Source organism: Streptomyces sp. NPDC037242, from assembly GCF_055604165.1.
In genome coordinates, this window is the sequence record NZ_JBVJUY010000020.1 from 97,876 (window position 1) to 116,361 (window position 18,486).

Consider the following 18,486-nt stretch of genomic DNA (forward strand, 5'->3'; position numbering starts at 1 on the left):
GTGCAGACCACCACCGCCCCGGCGGACTCGACCGAGGCCGTGACCACGGCGGGGCTGGAACCCGCCCGGTACGACCCCCTCCTCGACGGGGTCTCGCTCGCCGTCCTCGCCCCCGGCGTCCGCCCCGCCTGGTCCCTCGCCGCACCCGCCGGTGGTGTGCGCCTGCTGGAAGTGCGCTCCGACGGCGCCCCCGTCGAGGTCCGCTTCTCCGTACCCCTCGGCGACGCCGCCGGATACTGGCACCCCCAGGGCGGCTGGCGGCGTACGCTCCTCGCCGACTGGGAGGGCCGCACCCGGGTCTCGCTGGTCGACGGACACGCCGCCGGATGCCTCTATGACCACACCGGCGCCACCCTGCTGACCTTCGCCGCGGCCGACCCGGTCCCCGAGGCGACCCTGCGGTTCGGGGTGTCCGAGGAGAACGACACCCACGTCGTCCACCTGCGCCTGCCCGCCTCGCGGGAGCCCCACCGGATCCTCCTCGTCCCCCGCTCGCCGTCCGTGGCCGTGGCCGCGCGGGCCCTGCGCGCCTGGTTCGCCGCCGCACTCACCCCCATGCCGGTGCCCGACGCCGCCCGCACCCCCGTCTACTCCACCTGGTACGCCTTCAACCAGGACGTCAGCGCGGGCGCCGTCGAGACCCAGGCCGAACTGGCCGGCGACCTCGGCTGCGGCGCCCTGATCCTGGACGACGGCTGGCAGGAACACGGCCACGGGCGCGGCTACTCCGGCTGCGGCGACTGGCGGCCCGACCCGGCCAAGTTCCCGGACTTCGCCGGGCACGTGGCCCGGGTCCGGGCCCACGGGCTGGCCTACCTGGCCTGGGTGGCGCCCCTGCTGCTCGGTCCCGGGGCCGCCTGCCACGAGCGGTGGGCGCACTGCGCGCCCGCCCCCGCCACCGTGCCCGGCGCGCAGGTGCTCGACCCGCGCCGCCCCGAGGTACGGGACCACGTCGTCGGGTTCTGCGTCCGGCTGGTCCGGGAGTACGGACTCGACGGACTCAAGCTCGACTTCCTCGACCAGGCCATGGTGTACGCGGACGACGGCGCGGGCGACGTCGGGCAGGCGATGGTGGTCCTGCTGACCGAACTGCGCGCGGCCCTGGAAGCCGTACGCCCGGGCCTGCTGCTGGAGCTGCGCCAGCCCTACACGGGACCCGGCATGGCCCCGTTCGGCAACATGCTGCGCTCCTTCGACTGCCCGGCGGACGCGACCGCCAACCGGGTCCGCACCCTCGACACCGCACTGCTCGCCGTCGGCGGAGCCGTCCACTCCGACATGCTCCTGTGGTCGCCCGACGCGCCGGTGGCCGCGGTGGCCCGGCAGCTGATCGGGGCCCTGCACTCGGTGCCGCAGATCTCCGTACGGCTGGACCGGGTACCGGTGGCGCACCGGGAGGCGGTCGGCTTCTGGCTGCGGCAGTGGCGGCTGCACCGCGAGCTGCTGCTGGACGGGGAGGTCGAACCGGGCCGGCCCGACGAGCTGTACCCGCTGGTGCGGGCGAGCGCCGGGGAGCACTGCCTGCTCAGCGTGCACGGCGACCGGGTCGTCCCGCTGGACTTCTCCGCGCACCGGCACTTCCACCTGGTCAACGGCTCGGACCGGGACCGGGTGATGGTCGAGGTACGGGGCGGCGGCGGCCCGATCAAGGGCGTGGTCCAGGGGCCGGACGGCCGTATCATGGACGGTCCGCCCGCGTTCCTGCCGGACGGAGCACACTCGCTGGCCGTGCCGCGCGGCGGTCTGGCATCGCTCACGATCACGGAAGGACCGCGATGAAGGTCGGGATCACCGAGGTCGCAGCCCGCGCCCAGGTCAGCGAGGCGACCGTCAGCCGGGTGATCAACCGACGCCAGGGCGTGTCGAAGAAGACCCGGGACGCGGTCGAACAGGCCATGGCGGAGCTCGGCTACGAACGCCAGACCCAGGGCCAACTGGTGGCGGTCATCACCGAGTTCGTGTCCAACCCGTTCTTCGCGGACGTGGCCGAGCGCATCGAGTCGGCGCTCGCCCCGCACGGACTGAAGACGGTCCTGTGCCCCGCCTTCCCCGGCGGGGTGCAGGAGCGGGACTTCATCTCCGCGCTCGTCGACAAGGGTGTCGCGGCCGTCGTCTTCCTCTCCGCGTCCAACACCGTCGAGGGCGCGGACACCGAGACGTACGAACTGCTGCGCCAGCGCCGGGTCCCCTACGTCGGGATCAACGGCGAGTTCGCGGACGGCGTGCCCACCCCGGTCTTCTCCACGGACGACGCGCTCGCCGCCGAACTGGCCGTGGACCACCTCCACCGGCTGGGCCACCGGAGGATCGGGATGGCCTCGGGACCGGCGGGCAACCAGCCCGCCGACCGCAGGGTACGGGGCTTCCTGGAGGCCATGGCCAAGCGGGGCATCGAGGACCCGGAGCGCTGGGTGGTACGCCAGTCGTACACGGTAGAGGGCGGCCAGGCCGCCGTCGGCCCGCTGCTGGCCCTGGGTGCCACCGCGATCGTCGCGGCCAGCGACTACATGGCCCTCGGCGCGATCCGGGGCGTCCGCCGCCAGGGCCGCTCCGTACCGGGTGACGTGTCGGTGGTGGGCTACGACGGCTCGGCCATCACCGAGTTCACGGACCCGCCGCTGACCACGGTGCGCCAGCCCGCCGACCGGCTGGCGCTGGAGGTGGGCCGCAGCGTGCTGGCCCTGGTCAGCAACCGGGACGTACCGGCGGGGGAGCTGCTGTTCGACCCCGAACTGGTCATCCGGGCGACCACCGGGCCGGCTCCGGGGGAACCCGGCGCCGGAGCCTGATCGGGGCTGCGGGCCTGCGGGCCTGCGGGCTTCAGGAGCCCCGTGGTCAGTGCTCCTCCTCGCCCGCGACGAGGAGTTCGCCCACCGCCTCCGTGAGCACGGCGCGGGCCGCCGCGGGCATGCCCGCGTCCGTCACGAACCAGTCGGCCTGGTCCAGCGCCGCGAAACCGCTGAGTCCGACCACCCCCCACTTGCTGTGGTCGGCCACGACGGCGACCCGCCGCGCCGAGGCGACCAGCGCCCGGTTGGTCTGGGCCTCCGTGAGGTTGGGGGTGGTCAGCCCGGCTCCTTCCGCCACCCCGTGCGCGCCGAGGATCAGCAGGTCCACGTGCAGGGAGCCGATCACCAGGTCCGCGACCGGGCCGACCAGTGCGGCCGAGGGGGTGGGGGTGCCGCCGGTGAGCAGCAGGGTGGGGGCCGGACCCCCGCCGTCGCGGCCGGCGGCGCGTACCAGGTCTGCCACGGGCAGGGAGTTGGTGACGATCGTGAGCCCCGGGACGCCGAGCAGCCGGGAGGCGACCGCGTGCGCGGTGGTGCCGCCCGAGAGCGCGACCACGCTGCCCGGTTCCACCAGGGTCGCCGCCGTTGCCGCGATGGCGGCCTTGGCGGCCCCCTCCAGATCGGACTTGGCGTCGAATCCGGGCTCGTGACCGCTGGCCCCGGCGGTGGCGACGGCCCCGCCGTAGACCTTCTCCACGGCGCCGCGCCGGGCGAGGGCGTCCAGGTCGCGGCGGATCGTCATGTCGGAGACGCCGAGCTGTCCCACCAGGTCCGCCACCCGTACCGTGCCGTCGCGCAGGATCGCGTCGAGGATGAACGCGCGTCGCTGATGGGCCAGTTGTGCAGCCTGCTCGGCCACGAGGTCCCTCCCGGGCGTCGGGGAAACGGTCAGAAAGCAACAACATAGCACGCAGTGGTTGCTGAATTCTGGGGAATCCTGGCTCAAAGCTGTTGATTTGTTTTGGAATCTGTTTAGTCTTGGGGGGTGAAGAAGACCCTCGCGAAACTCGCGGACGGCCGCGAACTGATCTACTTCGACAGCGACGAGAGCGCCGTGCGCGACGCGCCCGACCTGCGCCCCCTGGACCGCGTGCAGAGCCACCCGGAACTACGACGCGACGAGGCCACCGGCGACTGGATCACGATCGCCTCCCACCGGCAGGGCCGGACCTACCACCCGCCCGCCGGCGAGTGCCCGCTCTGCCCCTCCCGGGACGGCCGGCTCGGCGAGATCCCCGCCGCCGACTACGAGGTGGCCGTCTTCGAGAACCGCTTCCCCTCCCTCGCGGGCGAAGCCGGACGCTGCGAGGTCGTGTGCTTCACCCCGGAGCACGAGGCCGGATTCGCCGACCTCACCCCGGCCGCCGCCCGCCTGGTCCTGGACGCGTGGACCGACCGCACCGCCGAACTCTCCGCCCTCCCGGGCATCGAGCAGGTGTACTGCTTCGAGAACCGGGGCGCCGAGATCGGGGTGACGCTCGCCCACCCGCACGGCCAGATCTACGCCTTCCCCTTCGTCACACCGCGCACCGCCAAGATGACCGCCGCCGCGGCCGCCCACCGCGCCACCACCGGACGCAACCTCTTCGAGGACCTGCTGACCCGCGCCCGCGGCGCCACCGAGCGGGTGGTGACCGCCGGGGAGCACTGGACGGCCTTCGTGCCCTACGCCGCCCGCTGGCCGTACGAGGTGCACCTGTACCCCCACCGCCGCGTCCCCGACCTGACCCGCCTCACCGAGGCCGAGCGGGCCGAGTTCCCCGGCATCTACCTGGACCTGCTGCGCCGCTTCGACCGGCTGTTCCCCGTACCGGACCGGCCGCAAGGGCCGCCCCCCACTCCGTACGTCTCCGCCTGGCATCAGGCGCCCCGCACCCATGGCGGCGAACTGGCCCTGCACCTGGAGCTGTTCACGATCCGGCGGACCCCCGACAAGCTCAAGTTCCTCGCCGGGACCGAGTCCGGGACGGAAGCCTTCATCAACGACGTGGCCCCCGAGGCAGCCGCGCGGCGACTGCGGGAGGCCCGGTCGTGAACCAGACGTACCGCTCGCAGGAGGACAACCGGGCGGCCCGGGCCGCGGACACCTTCCGGCAGATCTTCGGCGACTCCCCTGACGGGGTCTGGGCGGCACCGGGCCGGGTCAACCTCATCGGCGAACACACCGACTACAACGACGGCTTCGCCCTCCCGATCGCCCTCCCGCAGACCACGCTGCTCGCCGCCCGCACCCGTACGGACGGACGACTGCGGCTGCACAGCGCGCAAGGCGACGGCCGGATCACCGAACTGGCGGTGGCGGCGCTGGCCCCCGGCGCCGTCACGAGCTGGGCCGCCTACCCGGCCGGCGTGGTCTGGGCGTTGACCGAGGCGGGACACGCCGTCGGCGGCGCGGACCTCCACTTCGACAGCACGGTGCCCACCGGCGCCGGCCTGTCCTCCTCCGCCGCGCTGGAATGCGCCGTCGCCGTCGCCTACGACGAGCTGTACGGGCTGGGACTGGACGGGGCCGAACTGGCCCGGACCGCCCAGCGCGCGGAGAACGGCTTCGCCGGCGTCCCCTGCGGGATCATGGATCAGATGGCCTCCGTCTGCTGTACCGCCGGAGCCGCACTCCACCTCGACGCCCGCACCCCGGAGCGCCACCGGCAGGTCCCCTTCGACCTGGAGGGCCAGGGACTGCGGCTGCTGGTGATCGACACCCGGGTCACGCACGACCTCGGGGACGGGGCGTACGCCGCACTGCGCGCGGGCTGTGAACGCGCGGCCGGACTGCTCGGCCTGCCCGCCCTGCGCGACCTGCCCGCCGGGGAACTCCCGAAGGCGCTGGACGCCCTGCCGCCGGAACTCGTCCCGCTGGTCCGCCATGTGGTGACCGAGAACGCCCGCGTCGACGAAGCCGTCGCCCGGCTACGGGAGGGGGACGCGGCCGCGCTCGGCCCGATCCTCACCGCCGGCCACGCCTCGCTCCGCGACGACTACCGCGTCTCCTGCCGGGAAACCGACCTCGCCGTGGCGGTCGCGCTGCGCGCCGGGGCACTGGGCGCCCGGATGACGGGAGGCGGCTTCGGAGGCTCCGTCATCGCCCTGGTGCGGGCCGGGCGGGAAGGCGTGGTGGGCGAGAGCGTCACGGCCGCCTTCCGAGCTGCCGGCCACCAACCCCCGCGCATCCTCACGGTCACCCCCGCCGCAGGCGCCCGCCGCGTCGAGCCGGCACCCGTGCGGTAGCCGGCGGCTGCCGGGCAGGGGCGCGCAGCCCGCTGCCCGGCAGCGCCTCACCCGTTCGGCGCGGCGGTCTTGCGCAGGTACGGCAGCCGGGCCAGGGGCGCCTCGATCCACACCCTCGCCGGGCCCGCGTACGACCGGCCGTCGTCGGCCAGCCAGGTGCCGGGCGGGATGCGGACCTCGCGCCCCTCCGAGCCCTTGGTCACCACCGGGGCCACCATCAGGGAGTCGCCCAGCATGAACTGGTCGGTGACCGCCGCGTAGCCCTGGTGGGGGAAGGCCCACTCCAGCGGGCGTTGGATCGGCTCGCCCGTGGATGCGGCGTGCTCGGCGAGCGCGAGGATCTCCGGGGCGAGTTCGGCGTGGAGGCGGGCGGCCGCGCGGACGATCGCCAGGCCGTCGGCCGAGAGCACGCGCCACGGCGCGGTGGAGAACTGCATCATGGGGAAGAGCGCGGCGATCTGGGCGTAGCGGACGAAGAGTTCCTCGTCGAAGCCCTCGCCGTCCTCGCCCGGGACGAAGCGGAACTCGCCGCCGCCGATCATGTCCGGACAGGTGAACGCGTGGCCGGTCACCCCCTGGGCCAGGGCGTTCGGGATCAGGCTGTCCAGCCCGAACCGGCCTTCCCACAGGTGGTACTTGTCCTGCTGGCGCTGGGCGAGCGGCAGGCCCGCGGCGCGCCAGGCGTCACGGAACTCGTTGAGCGGCCAGTCGACGCCGAAGCGGTTCCAGGCATGGGTGTACGCCTCGGGGTCCGCGCAGCCGAGCGATCGCCACCAGGGCGCGTCGCCGCCGTCGAACTTGAACCCGTCGATGCCGATGTCGTCCCGCAGGGCCTCCAGGCGCCCGGTGAGCCAGGCCCGCGCCCGCGGATCGAGGAGGTCGAGCCCGGCGCTCCAGCCGTTCCACCACCAGGCGACCTTGGCCCGCCCCTGCGCGTCGGTACCGGTGTCGCGGACCAACAGGCCCTGGTCGCCTAGGTGTCGCGCGGTGGGGGAGTCCGGGGTCACGTAGGGGACGAGCCACAGCATCACCTTGAAGCCGAGCTCATGGAGCCGGGAGACCATGCCCGCCGGATCGGGGAAGCGGCCGGGATGGAAGGTCCAGTCCCCGTAGTCGTTGCTCCACCGGTCGTCGATCATCAGCACGCCGGGCGGGAAGCCCTCCGCGAGCAGCCGCTCCGCGTACGCCAGCACCTTCGCCTGGGTCGGCTCGAACACCGTCTCGATCCACAGGTTGTACTGCGGTGCGCCGAAGAGGAGCGGGTCGGGCATCGTGCCCGACGGCGGGTAGTGGCGGGCGATGGCGTTGCCGTACGCCCCGCGCAGGGTCCCGTGGCCCTCGCCGTACTCGATGACCGCGTGCGGTTCGTGCGAGTGCGCGGTCAGCAGCCCGTCGGCGATCGTGAAGGTGAAGGTGCGCTCGCTGTGCACCCAGCGGCCGCGGTCGGAGAGCAGGAGCGGCATGCCCTGGTTGGCCAGCACGTCGCGCAGGTCGAAGGTGTAGCCGTCGGGGTAGGGCATGCGGCGCCCTTCGGCGACCGCGCCGCCCCACCAGTGTTCCCCGTCGAGGAGGGGGAGTTCGAGTGTCGTCATGCTTGTGGGGTTCCTCCTTCTGTGGACTCGCGGAGCTGTGGACTACTTGACGGTGAAGCCCTGTTCCTTGCCGTAGGCCACCAGTCGTTCCTGCCAGGTGGCCAGCGCGCCCGGCAGGTTTCCGCCGGGCTGGAGGGCCTGGCCGACGGAGTCCTTGAAGACGCTGTTCGCGTAGACCTGGAACGGCAGGTACTGCCAGCCGGGCCGTACGGCCTTCGACATGTCGGCGAAGGTCTCGTTCGGCTTGCTGCCGGGGAAGAACGGCACTTCGCCGCCGCGGAAGCCGGGATCGTCGAGCAGCGCCTTGGTCGCGGGGAACAGGCCGACCTCGGAGTTGAGCGACTTCACGGCCTCCGGGTCGGAGTTGAGCCACTGGGCGAAGGCCACCGAGGCCTCCTTGTTCTTCGCCTGCGTGGTCACCGCGACCGACGAGCCGCCGTTCTCCGCGCTGACTCCGCCCGGCATGGGGGCGACCGACCACTGGCCCCTGCTCTGCGGGATGTTCTGGTCCAGCACGGCGGGCGCCCAGGCACCGGCCAGCCAGGTCGCGTACCTTCCGGAGGCCATCGACTTCCACCACTCGTCGTTCCAGCTCGCGGTGGAGTCGACCAGCTTGTTCTCGATCATCGGTCCCCAGGTGTCGGCGTAGGCCTTGGCGCCGGGGTCGTCCTTGAGGTTGACGGTGACGTCGGTGGAGCCGTCGACGGTGTACGGCTTGCCGCCGAAGTCCCAGATCAGGCTGTTGGACGTGCCCGCGTCGCCGGGGTCGACGTAGGTGATCCGGACGTTCGGATCGGCGTCGTGGATCTTCTTGGCCAGCGCGCCGTACTCCTCCCACGTCTTCGGCGGCGTCGCGCCGAACCGGTCGAGGATGTCCTGGCGGTAGAACATCGCCATCGGGCCGGTGTCCTGGGGTATGCCGTAGACCCCGCCGGCGACGCTGACCTGGGACCAGGCCGACTCCGCGAACCGGTCCTTGAGGCCGGCCGCGCCGTAGTCGGCGAGGTTGACCAGGGACTTGGTCATCGCGAACTGGGGGAGTGCGAAGTATTCGATCTGAACGACGTCGGGGGCGCCCGTGCCCGCCTTGAGCGTGGTCGTCAGCTTCGTGTACTCGTCCTTGGAGCGGCCCGCGTTGACGAGGTTGACCTTGACCTTCGGGTACTTCTTCTGGAACAGCGCGACCGTCTTGTCGATGTTCGGGACCCAGCTCCAGAAGGTGATCTCGGCGGGCTCGTCGAGCGCGGCCCGCACGGCCTCGGGGTCGCTCTTCCGGCCGCCGTCGGAGGCGCCCGATCCGCCGCCGCACGCGGTGAGGGAGAGGGAGAGGGCCGCGACGGTGGCCGCGGTGAGCGTACGGGTGAGAACCGGCAGCCGCAGGAACCTGCTCATTTCGAATCCTTTCGTACTGGACGTGCACGAGGAGGGAGGGGGGAGGGGAAGGGGGAGGGGGCGGGGGCGGGCTACTGCTTGACGCCGCCGGCGGCCAGGCCCGACTGCCAGAACCGCTGGAGGAAGAGGAAGGCGACGATCAGCGGGACGATCGCCAGGAGGCTCCCCGTGATCACCAGCGGGAGGATCGGTATGGCGGCGGCGCCGGCGCCGCCCTGCGCGAGCGAGTCCCACTGGCGCAGCCCCACGGTGAGGGGGAACAGCTCCGGATCGTTGAGCACGATCAGCGGCAGGAAGTAGTTGTTCCAGGTGGCGACGAGGGTGAACAGCAGCACGGTCACGAAACCGGGGGCCAGCAGGCGCAGCGAGATGGTGAGGAAGATCCGCAGCTCTCCGGCGCCGTCGATGCGGGCGGCCTCCAGCATGGCGTCCGGGACGGCCTCGGCCGCGTACACCCGCATCAGGTAGAGCCCGAAGGGGCTGGCGAGGGAGGGCAGGAGGACCGCCCACGGAGTGTTGACGATGCCCATGTCGCTGAACAGCAGGTACGTCGGGACCGCGAGTGCGGAGGCCGGGATCGAGATCGCTCCGATGACGAGGGCGGAGACCGCCCGACGGCCCACGAACCCGTACTTGGCCAGGGCGTAGCCGCCCATGGTCGCGATGATCGAGGCGCCGCCCGCCCCGACCACCGAGTAGAGCAGGGTGTTGCCGAACCAGCGCAGGTAGATCCCGTCGTCGTAGGTGAAGACGTCCCGGATGTTGTCGAACAGGTGGAAGCCGTCCCCGAACCACAGGCCGGGGGAGTCGAACAGGGTCTGGTTGGACTTGGTCGCGCTGATGGCGAGCCAGGCCAGGGGGATCAGCGTGTACGCGAGCATCAGGCCCATCGCCACGGTCAGGGGGGTGGAACTGCCCGGACGGCGGCGGCTGCTGCGGCTGCGACTACGGCTGCGACTACGGCTGCGAGTGGGTCGGGTGGGCCGGGGTGTTGCGGTCGTCACAGCATGCGCTCCCTGCGGCCGGTCGCGCGCTGGACGCCGTACGCGACGATCACGGTCACCAGGCCGAGCAGTACGGCTATGGCAGCCGAGTAGTTGAACTGGCGCCCGTCGAAGGCGAGGTTGTAGGCGTACATGTTGGGCGTGTAGTTGGTGGAGACGGCGGCCGGCGCCAGGGACTGGAGCACGCTCGGCTCGTTGAAGAGCTGGAAGCTGCCGATCACCGAGAACGTCGTGGCCATCAGCAATGCCGGGCGCAGCGCCGGCAGTTTGATGCTGAACGCCTTGCGGAAGGCGCCGGCGCCGTCGACCTCGGCCGCCTCGTACAGCTCCTGGGGTACGGACCGCAGCGCGGCGAAGAAGATCAGCATGTTGTAGCCGACGTACGACCACGTGACGATGTTGCCGATCGACGCGAGCATCCAGCTCCCGGAGAGCAGGTCGGGCACCTCGGTGTGCAGGAGGTCGCCGATCTCGTGGGCCAGGCCGTAGCGGTCGCCGTACAGGTAGCCCCACATGAGGGCCGCGACCACACCGGGAACGGCGTACGGGACGAAGATGCCGATGCGGAAGAGGCCCGGCGCGCGCAGCCGCCCGCTGTCGATCGCGAGGGCGGCCGCCAGCGCGAGGCCGAGCATGACCGGTACCTGGATCGCGAAGAAGAGGGCGACGCGGCCGAGGCCGGCATGGAACAGGTTGTCCTTGAAGGCCTTGGTGTAGTTGTCCAGCCCTGTGAAGACCATCCCGCCGATCATGCGCTCCTGATAGAGGCTCAGGTTGACCGAGTACACCAGTGGCGCGACGACTCCGACGGCGAAGACGCAGAGGAACGGCAGGAGGAACGCGTGGGCGGTGAGGTTGCGCCGTACTGCGGCTCTCACGGGTAAGACCTCCGATGCATGTTTGCGCCAACATGGTGGCGCGGTTCGGAAGTGTGTCGACAGCTCTCGGCGGGTGTCAAGGCTTTTGGTCGACTTTTCTGTCGCATCGTCAGTTCTCATGTATTTCAAGAGATTTGGGAGACTGTGAAGGAGGCAACCAGGTGGCCTTGTTGTCCGAAGCCGCTCTGTGGCCTGTTGACCAATGAGGCATGTTCGCGCAAACATGATGCCGTTCAGGAAGATGCCCGGACAGCACAGTGCGAGAGGAACTGCACCATGGCGAAGGATGGGCAGCAGCCACGCAAGCCCCGTTCCCCGGCCGCGGACCGCCCCAGGCCCCCGTCGATGGCGGATGTCGCGGCCATGGCGGGAGTCTCGGCGCAGACCGTCTCCCGAGTGGTCAACGCGACCGCCCGCGTCGACGAGGCGACCCGCGACAAGGTCGTCCGGGCCGTCCGCATGCTCGGGTACCGGCCCAACACCGCTGCCAGGGCGCTGGCCACCGGCAAGTTCCGGACGATCGGCGTCATCAGCTTCGACCTCAAGGCGCACGGGAACGCACGCACGCTGGAGTCGATCGTCTCCGCCGTGCAGTCCACCGACTACTCGGTCAACGTCGTCGTCCCGCAGGCGCAGACCCAGGAAGCGGTACTGGAGGCGTTCCACCGGCTGAGCGGCCATGCGGTCGACGGGGTCATCGTCAACGAGGCCCAGATCCTGACCGGTTCGCTGGTGCTCCCCCTGGGGCTCCCGGTCGTCGTCGTCGACGGAGGCGACGGCCACCGCTACCCCGGCGTCCACACCGACCACGCGGCCGGCGCCGAGATCGCCGTGAACCACCTGCTGGGGCTCGGCCACACCACGGTGTGGCACCTGGCCGGCCCGCAGGACTCACACCCGGCGCGCCGCCGGGCCGAGGCGTGGCAACGCGTGCTCCGGGTGGCTGGCGCCCCGATCCCGCAGGCCGTCCACGGCGACTGGAGCGCGGACAGCGGCTACCGGGTGGGTCGGGAGCTCGCCGACCGGCCGGAGGTCACCGCGGTGTTCGCGGCCAACGACCAGATGGCACTCGGCCTGGTCCGGGCGCTCCGCGAGGCGGGGCGCCGCGTGCCCGAGGACGTGAGCGTGGTCGGGTTCGACAACATCGCCGAATCCGCCCACTTCCTCCCGCCGCTGACCACCGTGGACCAGGACCTCTCCCGGGTCGGTGCGGCCTGCGTGGACCGGCTCCTGAGCCAGATCGAAGGCGTCCCCTCGACGGACTCCTCCATCGTGTCGGTCATGCCGACCCTGGTGGCGCGCGACAGCACGGCGCCACCGCGTAGCTGACCGAAGTACCTGAAGGGGTAAGGAAGATGAACTCTCCGACACCAGAGCGTGCCCGAGCCCTCGGTGCGCGACTGGGCGGCCTCGGATTCGGCGGCGACTACAACCCCGAGCAGTGGGACAAGGCCACCCGTGCCGAAGACCTGCGCCTGATGAACGAGGCGGGCGTCAACCTCGTCAACCTCGCCATCTTCGCCTGGGCCCGCGTCGAACCCTCCCGCGACACCTACGACTTCGGCTTCTTCGACACCGTCATGGACGACCTGGCCGCCCACGGCATCACCGCCGACCTCGCCACCATGACCGCGTCGCCACCCCCGTGGCTCGCCGTCGAGCACCCCGAGATCCTGCCGGTCACCGCCGCGGGCGGCATCCTGTCCCCGGGGGGCCGCCAGCACTTCTGCCCCTCCAGCCCGGTCTTCCGCGACCGGGCCGTCCGCCTCGTCGAAGCCGTCGCCACGCACTACCGCGACCACCCGGCGCTGGGCCTGTGGCACATCGGCAACGAGTACGGGATCCATGTCGCCGAATGCTTCTGCGACGTCTCCGCCGCCGACTTCCGCAACTGGCTGACCGCCCGCTACGGCGATGTCGACGCGCTCAACGACGCCTGGTCCACGGACTTCTGGTCGCAGTGCTACACCTCCTTCGACCAGATCCTGCCCCCGCGCGCCGCCCCCACCTACCCCAACCCCTCCCAGCAGCTCGACTTCAAGCGCTTCAGCAGCGACGCGCTGCGCACGTGCTTCACCCTCGAACGCGACGTGCTGCGGCGCATCACCCCCGATACCCCGGTGACCACGAACTTCCTCGCCGGGCACAAGGCCGTCGACGTCCACTCCTGGGCGCCGGAGATGGACGTACTCGCCCTGGACAGCTACCCGGACCCCCACTGGGAGGCCGCACACATCGGCGCCGCCCTGTCGTACGACCTCCTGCGCGGGGCGGCCGGGGGCAAGCCGTGGCTGCTGACCGAGCAGGCCCCGTCCGCCGTCAACTGGCGGGGCCGCAACGGGGGCAAGAGCCCCGGCCGGATGCGCCTGTGGAGCTGGCAGGCCGTCGCGCAGGGCGCGGACGCCGTCATGTACTTCCAGTGGAGGCAGTCCCGGGGCGGCGCGGAGAAGTTCCACTCCGGCATGGTCCCGCACGCGGGGGCCGGCACCCGGGTGCACGCCGAGGTGCGCGAGCTGGGCCGTGAACTGGCCCTGGTGCCCGAGCTGGCCGGTACACGCATCCGCAACGAGGTCGCGGTCATGTTCGACTGGGACAACTGGTGGGCGCTCGAACTCGACTCGCACCCCTCGGACGGCGTGCGCTGCCTCGACCGGGTCCTCGACCACTACGCCCCCCTGTTCGAAGCCGGCGTAGGCATCGACGTCGTCCACCCCTCCGCGGACCTCTCGCCGTACAAGCTGCTCGTGCTGCCCAGCCACTACCTGCTCTCCGCCGAGACCACCGTGCGGATACGCGCCTTCGTGGCGGACGGGGGCTCCCTCCTCGCCTCGTTCTTCACCGGGATCGTCGACGAGCACGACCGCGTGCACACGGGCGGCTACCCCGCCCCGCTCGGCGACGTACTGGGCGTACGGGTCGAGGAGTTCTGGCCGGCCGCCGAGGGTGAGGCGGTCCCGCTGCGGGCCCCGGCGGGCGGCGACCCCGTGCCCGCGCCGGCGTCGCTGTGGCGCGAGGACGTGAAGCTCACCGGCGCCCGCCCCGAACTCCTCTTCGCGGGACCCGACTGGGACGACCGCCCGGCGGCCACCGTGCACACCCACGGCCGCGGGACCGCCCGCTACGTCGCGACGCGGCCCGATCCCGTCACGATGCGGGCCATCGTCGACCGCTCGCTCGCCGACGCGGGAGTCGCCCCCGTCGTGCCCGGCCTGCCCACCGGAATCCAGGCGGCGATCCGCCACGGCGCGGACCACGACGTCCTCGTCCTGCTCAACCACACCGAGGACACCTACCAGTTGATGCTGCCGGCCGCCCGACGGGACCTCCTCGACGACCAACGGCCGCTCGTCCGCCGCCTGACCCTCGAACCGCGGGGCGTCGCCGTCCTCGGCAGCTGAGGGAGTCGAGCGCCCCGTCGCCCCACCAGGCACGTCCACCACGCACGTCCCCACCCCCCCCAGGCATTCGGAGGACACTGTGAGAAGACCCGTACTGCCGGCGATATTCGCCGCGGCGCTCCTGCTCGGAGCACTAGGCGCCGCCTCCCCGACGCTCGCGTCCACCACCGCGGCCGAGACGACCGCGACCCCGGCGGCGGTCGGCGCCGCGGCGTCCCTGGCCGACTCCTGGCGGCCGCCCCTCAGCACCCGCGGCCGCTACGTCGTCGACGCCGACGGCAACCGCTTCAAGCTCAAGTCCGCGAACTGGCACGGCGCCCAAGGGTCCTGGAGCGGCTCCGGTGACATCAACGACCCGGCCAGCCACCACGACGGCGAGAAGGCCGACCAGATGCCCCTGGGCCTGGACCGCGCCCCGATCCCGCAGATCCTCGCCGGATTCCACGAACTGGGCATCAACAGCATCCGGTTGCCGTTCTCGAACGAGATGCTGCACGACCAGCGCCCCGTCTCCGACGCCTCGGTCGCAGCCAACCCGCACCTGCGCGGCAAGACCCCGCTCCAGGTCTTCGACGCCGTCATCGCCGCCACCACGGCCGACGGCTTCGCGGTGATCCTCAACAACCACACCAACACCTCACGCTTCTGCTGCGGCCTCGACGGCAACGAACGCTGGAACACCAGCCAGTCCACCGCGCAGTGGGAGAACGACTGGATCGACCTCACCCGCCGCTACAAGGACAACAAGCGCGTCGTCGGCGCCGACCTCTACAACGAGGTCCGCCGCACCGTCACCGACGACGCCAACTGGAACTGGGGCAACGACCACGACTGGTGGGCCGCGTCCCAGCGCCTCGGCGACCGGCTCCTCACCGAGGTGAGCCCGGACCTCCTGGTGATCGTCGAAGGCATCAACTGGCAGGGCATCCCCGCCGACGGACTGCCCCACGGGCGCCCCACGCTCGAACCGGTGCGCACCCTCTCGCACACCCTCGTCGCCTCCAACAAGCTGGTGTACGCGGCGCACTTCTACGGCTACACCGGACCGAACCACACCGGCGCGACCGGCATGGGCGAGACCCACGACCCGCGCTACCAGGAACTCTCCCGCGAGGACCTGTTCGCGACCCTCCAGCGCCAGGCGTTCTACGTCGCGTCCGACACGGGCAGCCACTTCACCGCACCCCTGTGGATCAGCGAGTTCGGCATCGGCAGCGACGAGACCAACCCCCAGGCGCGCGCCTGGTTCGGCAACTTCGTCGACTACCTGGTCGCCAACGACACCGACTTCGCCTACTGGCCCCTGGTCGGCTGGTCCGGACACGGCACCTGGTCCATCCTCAACTTCGACGCGGCAGGCCGCCGTTCCGGCATCCTCGACGGCGCTGACTGGCGCGCCGCCAACTGGAACCGCCTGGTCACCTCGCCCCAGAAGACCGGCCAGGTAGCCGTCCCCGCCACCTGGGACATGCTCAACCTCGACCACGCCGACGCGGTCCAGTCGGTGCGCGTACGGTCGGCCGGGGACTGGGACTCGGGAGCCCGCAAGGGCGTGTGCCCCGACGGGCAGCGGCTCGTCGGCCTGGCACACCGCGACGGGCGCGGCCTGTGCACCGATGCCGGGGCCGCGGGCCTGGCGGCCGCCGGCCCGGCGCCGACCGTCGTGACCGACGAGCGCTACGTACAGCAGGGCGACTGGGCGGGCGGCTACACGAAGTACCAGTGCGGCCCCAACCAGTTCATGATCGGCTACAGCGTGCGCGGCCAGGCCGTCTCCGCGGTCCTGTGCGCCCAGGCGGCCCGGACCCTCGGCACCAGCGGCCGTACCGTCTGGTTCGACCGCGGTGACAGCCGGCCGGCCGGAGGCCCCGGAGGAGAGTTCGCCCACGGCAACTACAAGGGGCAGTGCGCGACCGACGAGTACGCCGCGGGCATCGCCTTCACCGGAGCCTGGGCCAAGGGCAGGACACCGGACGCCCTGCTGTGCCGCAAGCTGTAGCGACCGTGACCGTGACCGTGAGCGACTGAACGAGTACGGCGCGTCAGGCGGCTCGACCAGCAGGCGGCGCCGCGCGTACCGGCAGACGATGGATCCGTGGAGACACGGTTCCGGGAAGGTCCGCCGGTACGGGCGGCCGGATGAACGAGCTCCCGGTCGACGAGCTGATCAGCGGCGCCGCGCAGGCGGCCGGCGGATGGCTGGGTGCGCTGCCGGTCGCCCTGGTGGCCACCAGCGCCGACGGAACGATCGTGCGCTGGAACCAGGTCGCGCAGGAACTGCTCGGCTACGCCCCGCCCCAGATGCTGGGACGCAACATCGCGGACCTCCTGCACCCGGGATCCGACCGCAGTCTGGGCCGCTCCCTCTGGGAAGCCGCGGCCACCGGGCGGGGCGTGATGGGCACGGTGACCGCCTGGCACCGTGACGGACACCCGCTGGAGCTGGAGATCTGGGCCTGCCCGGTGTCCGATCGCAGGCACGGTGCGGCCACGGTCCTGGTCTTCGCCGCCGACGCCCACGCCGCACGCCGCATCCGGGGAGCGTCGGCGGTGTGGGACGGCCTGTTCGCCCGCTCCCCGGTCGGAATCGCCATCCTCGACACGCAGCTGCGGTTCCTCCAGGTCAACGCCGCGCTCGAAGCCATGAACGGCCTGCCGGAATCGGCGCACGTGGGGCGCCGCCTGGCCCAGATCCTCCCGGAGGTGAACGCCCGGGAGATGGAGGAGGCCATGCTGCAGGTGCTGGAGACGGGGCGGCCGGTCCTCGACCGGCGCCGTGTCGGGCGGACGCCGGCCGAACCGGAACACGACCGGGTGTGGTCCTGCTCGTACGTCCGGGTGGAGGACCCCGCCCGGATGCCGATCGGCGTCATCGCCTCGCTCGTCGACATCACCGAGCAGCAGCGCGACCACGTCGAGGCCGAAGCGGCCCGGCGCCGGCTCGCCCTGCTCAGCGAGGCAAGCATGCGCGTCGGCGCCAGCCTCGATCTGGAGCGCACCGCGCAGGAACTCGCCGATCTCGCCGTGCCGCGCCTCGCCGATGCCGTCACCGTGGACGTCCTGGACTCGCTGGCGGGCGGGGACGAGCCCGGCATGGGGCTGGCCGGCGGGGTCGCCCTGCGGCGCCTCGGCAAGGCCCCGCTGTCCGGATCCAGGGTGACCGACATCCTCGCCCCCCTCGGCAGGGCGCTCACCTTCCCCGCGGCCGCCCCCTACACCCAGTCCCTGGCTGCCCGGCAGCCCTTCCTGGTCGCCCGCCTCGACGAGGAGGCCATCGCCCCCGCCGCCCGGCACTCGGCCAAACCCGCCCAACTGCTCGCGGTGGGAGTGCACTCGTTCGTCATGGCACCCCTGGTAGCGCGCGAGACGGTGCTCGGCGTCGCCACCTTCTACCGCACCCGCCCGATAGGCCCCTTCGGATCCGAGGACGTCACCCTCGCCGGTGAACTCGCCGCCCGCGCCGCGCTGAGCATCGACAACGCCCGGCTCTACCACCGTGAGCACGAGACCGCGGTGATCCTGCAGCGCAGCATGCTGCCCCAGCACATCACCCCGCCGTCCGGCATCGAGGTCAGCCACCGGTACCTCCCCGCCAGCGACGTCAACGAGGTCGGCGGGGACTGGTACGACGTACTCGCCCTGACGGGCGGCAAGGCGGCCCTGCTCATCGGCGACGTGATGGGCCACGGCATCGCCGCGGCCGCGGTCATGGGCCGGCTGGCCGCCTCCGTACGGGCCCTCGCCCGCCTGGACCTTCCACCCGTACAACTGCTGCACCAGCTGGAGGAAGTCCTCGGCGATCTCGCCGAGCCGATGCTGGCCACCTTCCTGTACGTCGTCTGCGACCCGGCCACCGGGCACTGCACCGTCACCCGGGCCGGACATCCGCCACCCGCACTCGTGCTCCCCGACGGCACGGTCCGGCTCCTCGACACCCCGCCCGGGGTCCCCCTGGGCGTCGGGGGCATCGACTTCTCTCCCACCGAGATCGACGTACCCCCGGGCAGCCTCCTCGTGCTCTACACCGACGGGCTGATCGAAGCCCGCGGCTGCGACCTCGACGAGCGACTGGCCGAGCTGACCCGACTGCTCGCGGACCCGCAGCGGCAGCTGGACCACCTGTGCGACTCGCTGATCACCCACCTCGTCCCGGCTGCCGCCGACGACGACGTAGCCCTCCTCGTCGCCCGCATCGGCGCCTAGCC

13 protein-coding genes are annotated in these 18,486 nt (G+C 72.0%); 8 read left to right on the forward strand and 5 right to left on the reverse strand.

The genetic code is table 11. From position 1 onward, the window contains the following. Nucleotides 1–1,779: a glycoside hydrolase family 36 protein gene (locus tag ACZ7GJ_RS23615; protein ID WP_470754430.1), complete on the forward strand. Its 1,779-nt coding sequence runs from the start codon at nt 1–3 to the stop codon at nt 1,777–1,779. Then, entirely contained in the window at nt 1,776–2,789 is a 1,014-nt protein-coding gene (locus ACZ7GJ_RS23620; RefSeq protein WP_470754432.1) for a LacI family DNA-binding transcriptional regulator, read from the forward strand. The genes ACZ7GJ_RS23615 and ACZ7GJ_RS23620 overlap by 4 nt, the downstream gene beginning before the upstream one ends. A gap of 46 nt (nt 2,790–2,835) precedes the next feature. On the opposite strand, the gene ACZ7GJ_RS23625 is transcribed toward ACZ7GJ_RS23620, so the two are convergent. Next, nucleotides 2,836–3,648 carry a DeoR/GlpR family DNA-binding transcription regulator gene (locus ACZ7GJ_RS23625; RefSeq protein ID WP_470754434.1) on the reverse strand — a complete coding sequence of 271 codons (813 nt, stop codon included), beginning with the start codon at nt 3,646–3,648 and terminating at the stop codon, nt 2,836–2,838. Nucleotides 3,649–3,774: 126 nt separating this feature from the next. Between ACZ7GJ_RS23625 and galT the strand changes: the two genes are divergently transcribed. Further along, on the forward strand, nt 3,775–4,824 hold the full coding sequence (galT, locus tag ACZ7GJ_RS23630) for a galactose-1-phosphate uridylyltransferase (RefSeq protein ID WP_470754435.1): 1,050 nt from the start codon (nt 3,775–3,777) through the stop codon (nt 4,822–4,824). Next, nucleotides 4,821–6,017 (forward strand): galactokinase, encoded by a 1,197-nt coding sequence (gene galK, locus ACZ7GJ_RS23635; protein ID WP_470754436.1) that lies wholly within the window; start codon nt 4,821–4,823, stop codon nt 6,015–6,017. The genes galT and galK overlap by 4 nt, the downstream gene beginning before the upstream one ends. Before the next feature lie 47 nt (nt 6,018–6,064). Here the strand turns inward: galK and ACZ7GJ_RS23640 are convergent, their stop codons facing one another. The 4 genes from ACZ7GJ_RS23640 to ACZ7GJ_RS23655 form a co-directional block, all read right to left on the reverse strand. Continuing rightward, complete coding sequence (locus tag ACZ7GJ_RS23640; RefSeq protein WP_470754437.1) at nt 6,065–7,609, reverse strand: glycoside hydrolase family 31 protein; 1,545 nt, start codon at nt 7,607–7,609, stop codon at nt 6,065–6,067. Between the two features lie 42 nt (nt 7,610–7,651). Further along, on the reverse strand, nt 7,652–9,001 hold the full coding sequence (locus ACZ7GJ_RS23645; protein WP_470754440.1) for an ABC transporter substrate-binding protein: 1,350 nt from the start codon (nt 8,999–9,001) through the stop codon (nt 7,652–7,654). A gap of 71 nt (nt 9,002–9,072) precedes the next feature. Next, nucleotides 9,073–10,005: a carbohydrate ABC transporter permease gene (locus ACZ7GJ_RS23650; RefSeq protein WP_470754442.1), complete on the reverse strand. Its 933-nt coding sequence runs from the start codon at nt 10,003–10,005 to the stop codon at nt 9,073–9,075. Further along, nucleotides 10,002–10,883, reverse strand: coding sequence for a carbohydrate ABC transporter permease (locus tag ACZ7GJ_RS23655; protein ID WP_470754444.1), 882 nt, complete (start codon nt 10,881–10,883; stop codon nt 10,002–10,004). The genes ACZ7GJ_RS23650 and ACZ7GJ_RS23655 overlap by 4 nt, the downstream gene beginning before the upstream one ends. Before the next feature lie 345 nt (nt 10,884–11,228). On the opposite strand from ACZ7GJ_RS23655, the gene ACZ7GJ_RS23660 reads away from it, so the two are divergent. The 4 genes from ACZ7GJ_RS23660 to ACZ7GJ_RS23675 all read left to right on the forward strand — a co-directional run bounded on the left by ACZ7GJ_RS23660 (nt 11,229) and on the right by ACZ7GJ_RS23675 (nt 18,484). Continuing rightward, on the forward strand, nt 11,229–12,212 hold the full coding sequence (locus ACZ7GJ_RS23660) for a LacI family DNA-binding transcriptional regulator (RefSeq protein ID WP_470754516.1): 984 nt from the start codon (nt 11,229–11,231) through the stop codon (nt 12,210–12,212). 26 nt (nt 12,213–12,238) lie between these two features. Further along, the gene (locus ACZ7GJ_RS23665) at nt 12,239–14,281 is read left to right on the forward strand and encodes a beta-galactosidase (RefSeq protein ID WP_470754446.1); all 2,043 of its coding nucleotides are present in this window, start codon (nt 12,239–12,241) and stop codon (nt 14,279–14,281) included. Between the two features lie 79 nt (nt 14,282–14,360). Further along, nucleotides 14,361–16,280 carry a glycoside hydrolase family 5 protein gene (locus tag ACZ7GJ_RS23670; RefSeq protein ID WP_470754447.1) on the forward strand — a complete coding sequence of 640 codons (1,920 nt, stop codon included), beginning with the start codon at nt 14,361–14,363 and terminating at the stop codon, nt 16,278–16,280. A 140-nt stretch (nt 16,281–16,420) separates the two neighbouring features. Next, nucleotides 16,421–18,484: a SpoIIE family protein phosphatase gene (locus ACZ7GJ_RS23675; protein ID WP_470754448.1), complete on the forward strand. Its 2,064-nt coding sequence runs from the start codon at nt 16,421–16,423 to the stop codon at nt 18,482–18,484. The last annotated feature ends 2 nt before the right edge of the window (nt 18,485–18,486 follow it).

What these genes read in the sequence shown, in the direction of transcription:
- ACZ7GJ_RS23620 (WP_470754432.1), top strand. Translation starts at nt 1,776, where the DNA reads ATGAAGGTCGGGATCACCGAGGTCGCAGCCCGCGCCCAGGTCAGCGAG.
- ACZ7GJ_RS23640 (WP_470754437.1), bottom strand. Translation starts at nt 7,609, where the DNA reads ATGACGACACTCGAACTCCCCCTCCTCGACGGGGAACACTGGTGGGGC.
- ACZ7GJ_RS23645 (WP_470754440.1), bottom strand. Translation starts at nt 9,001, where the DNA reads ATGAGCAGGTTCCTGCGGCTGCCGGTTCTCACCCGTACGCTCACCGCG.
- ACZ7GJ_RS23660 (WP_470754516.1), top strand. Translation starts at nt 11,229, where the DNA reads ATGGCGGATGTCGCGGCCATGGCGGGAGTCTCGGCGCAGACCGTCTCC.
- ACZ7GJ_RS23665 (WP_470754446.1), top strand. Translation starts at nt 12,239, where the DNA reads ATGAACTCTCCGACACCAGAGCGTGCCCGAGCCCTCGGTGCGCGACTG.
- ACZ7GJ_RS23675 (WP_470754448.1), top strand. Translation starts at nt 16,421, where the DNA reads ATGAACGAGCTCCCGGTCGACGAGCTGATCAGCGGCGCCGCGCAGGCG.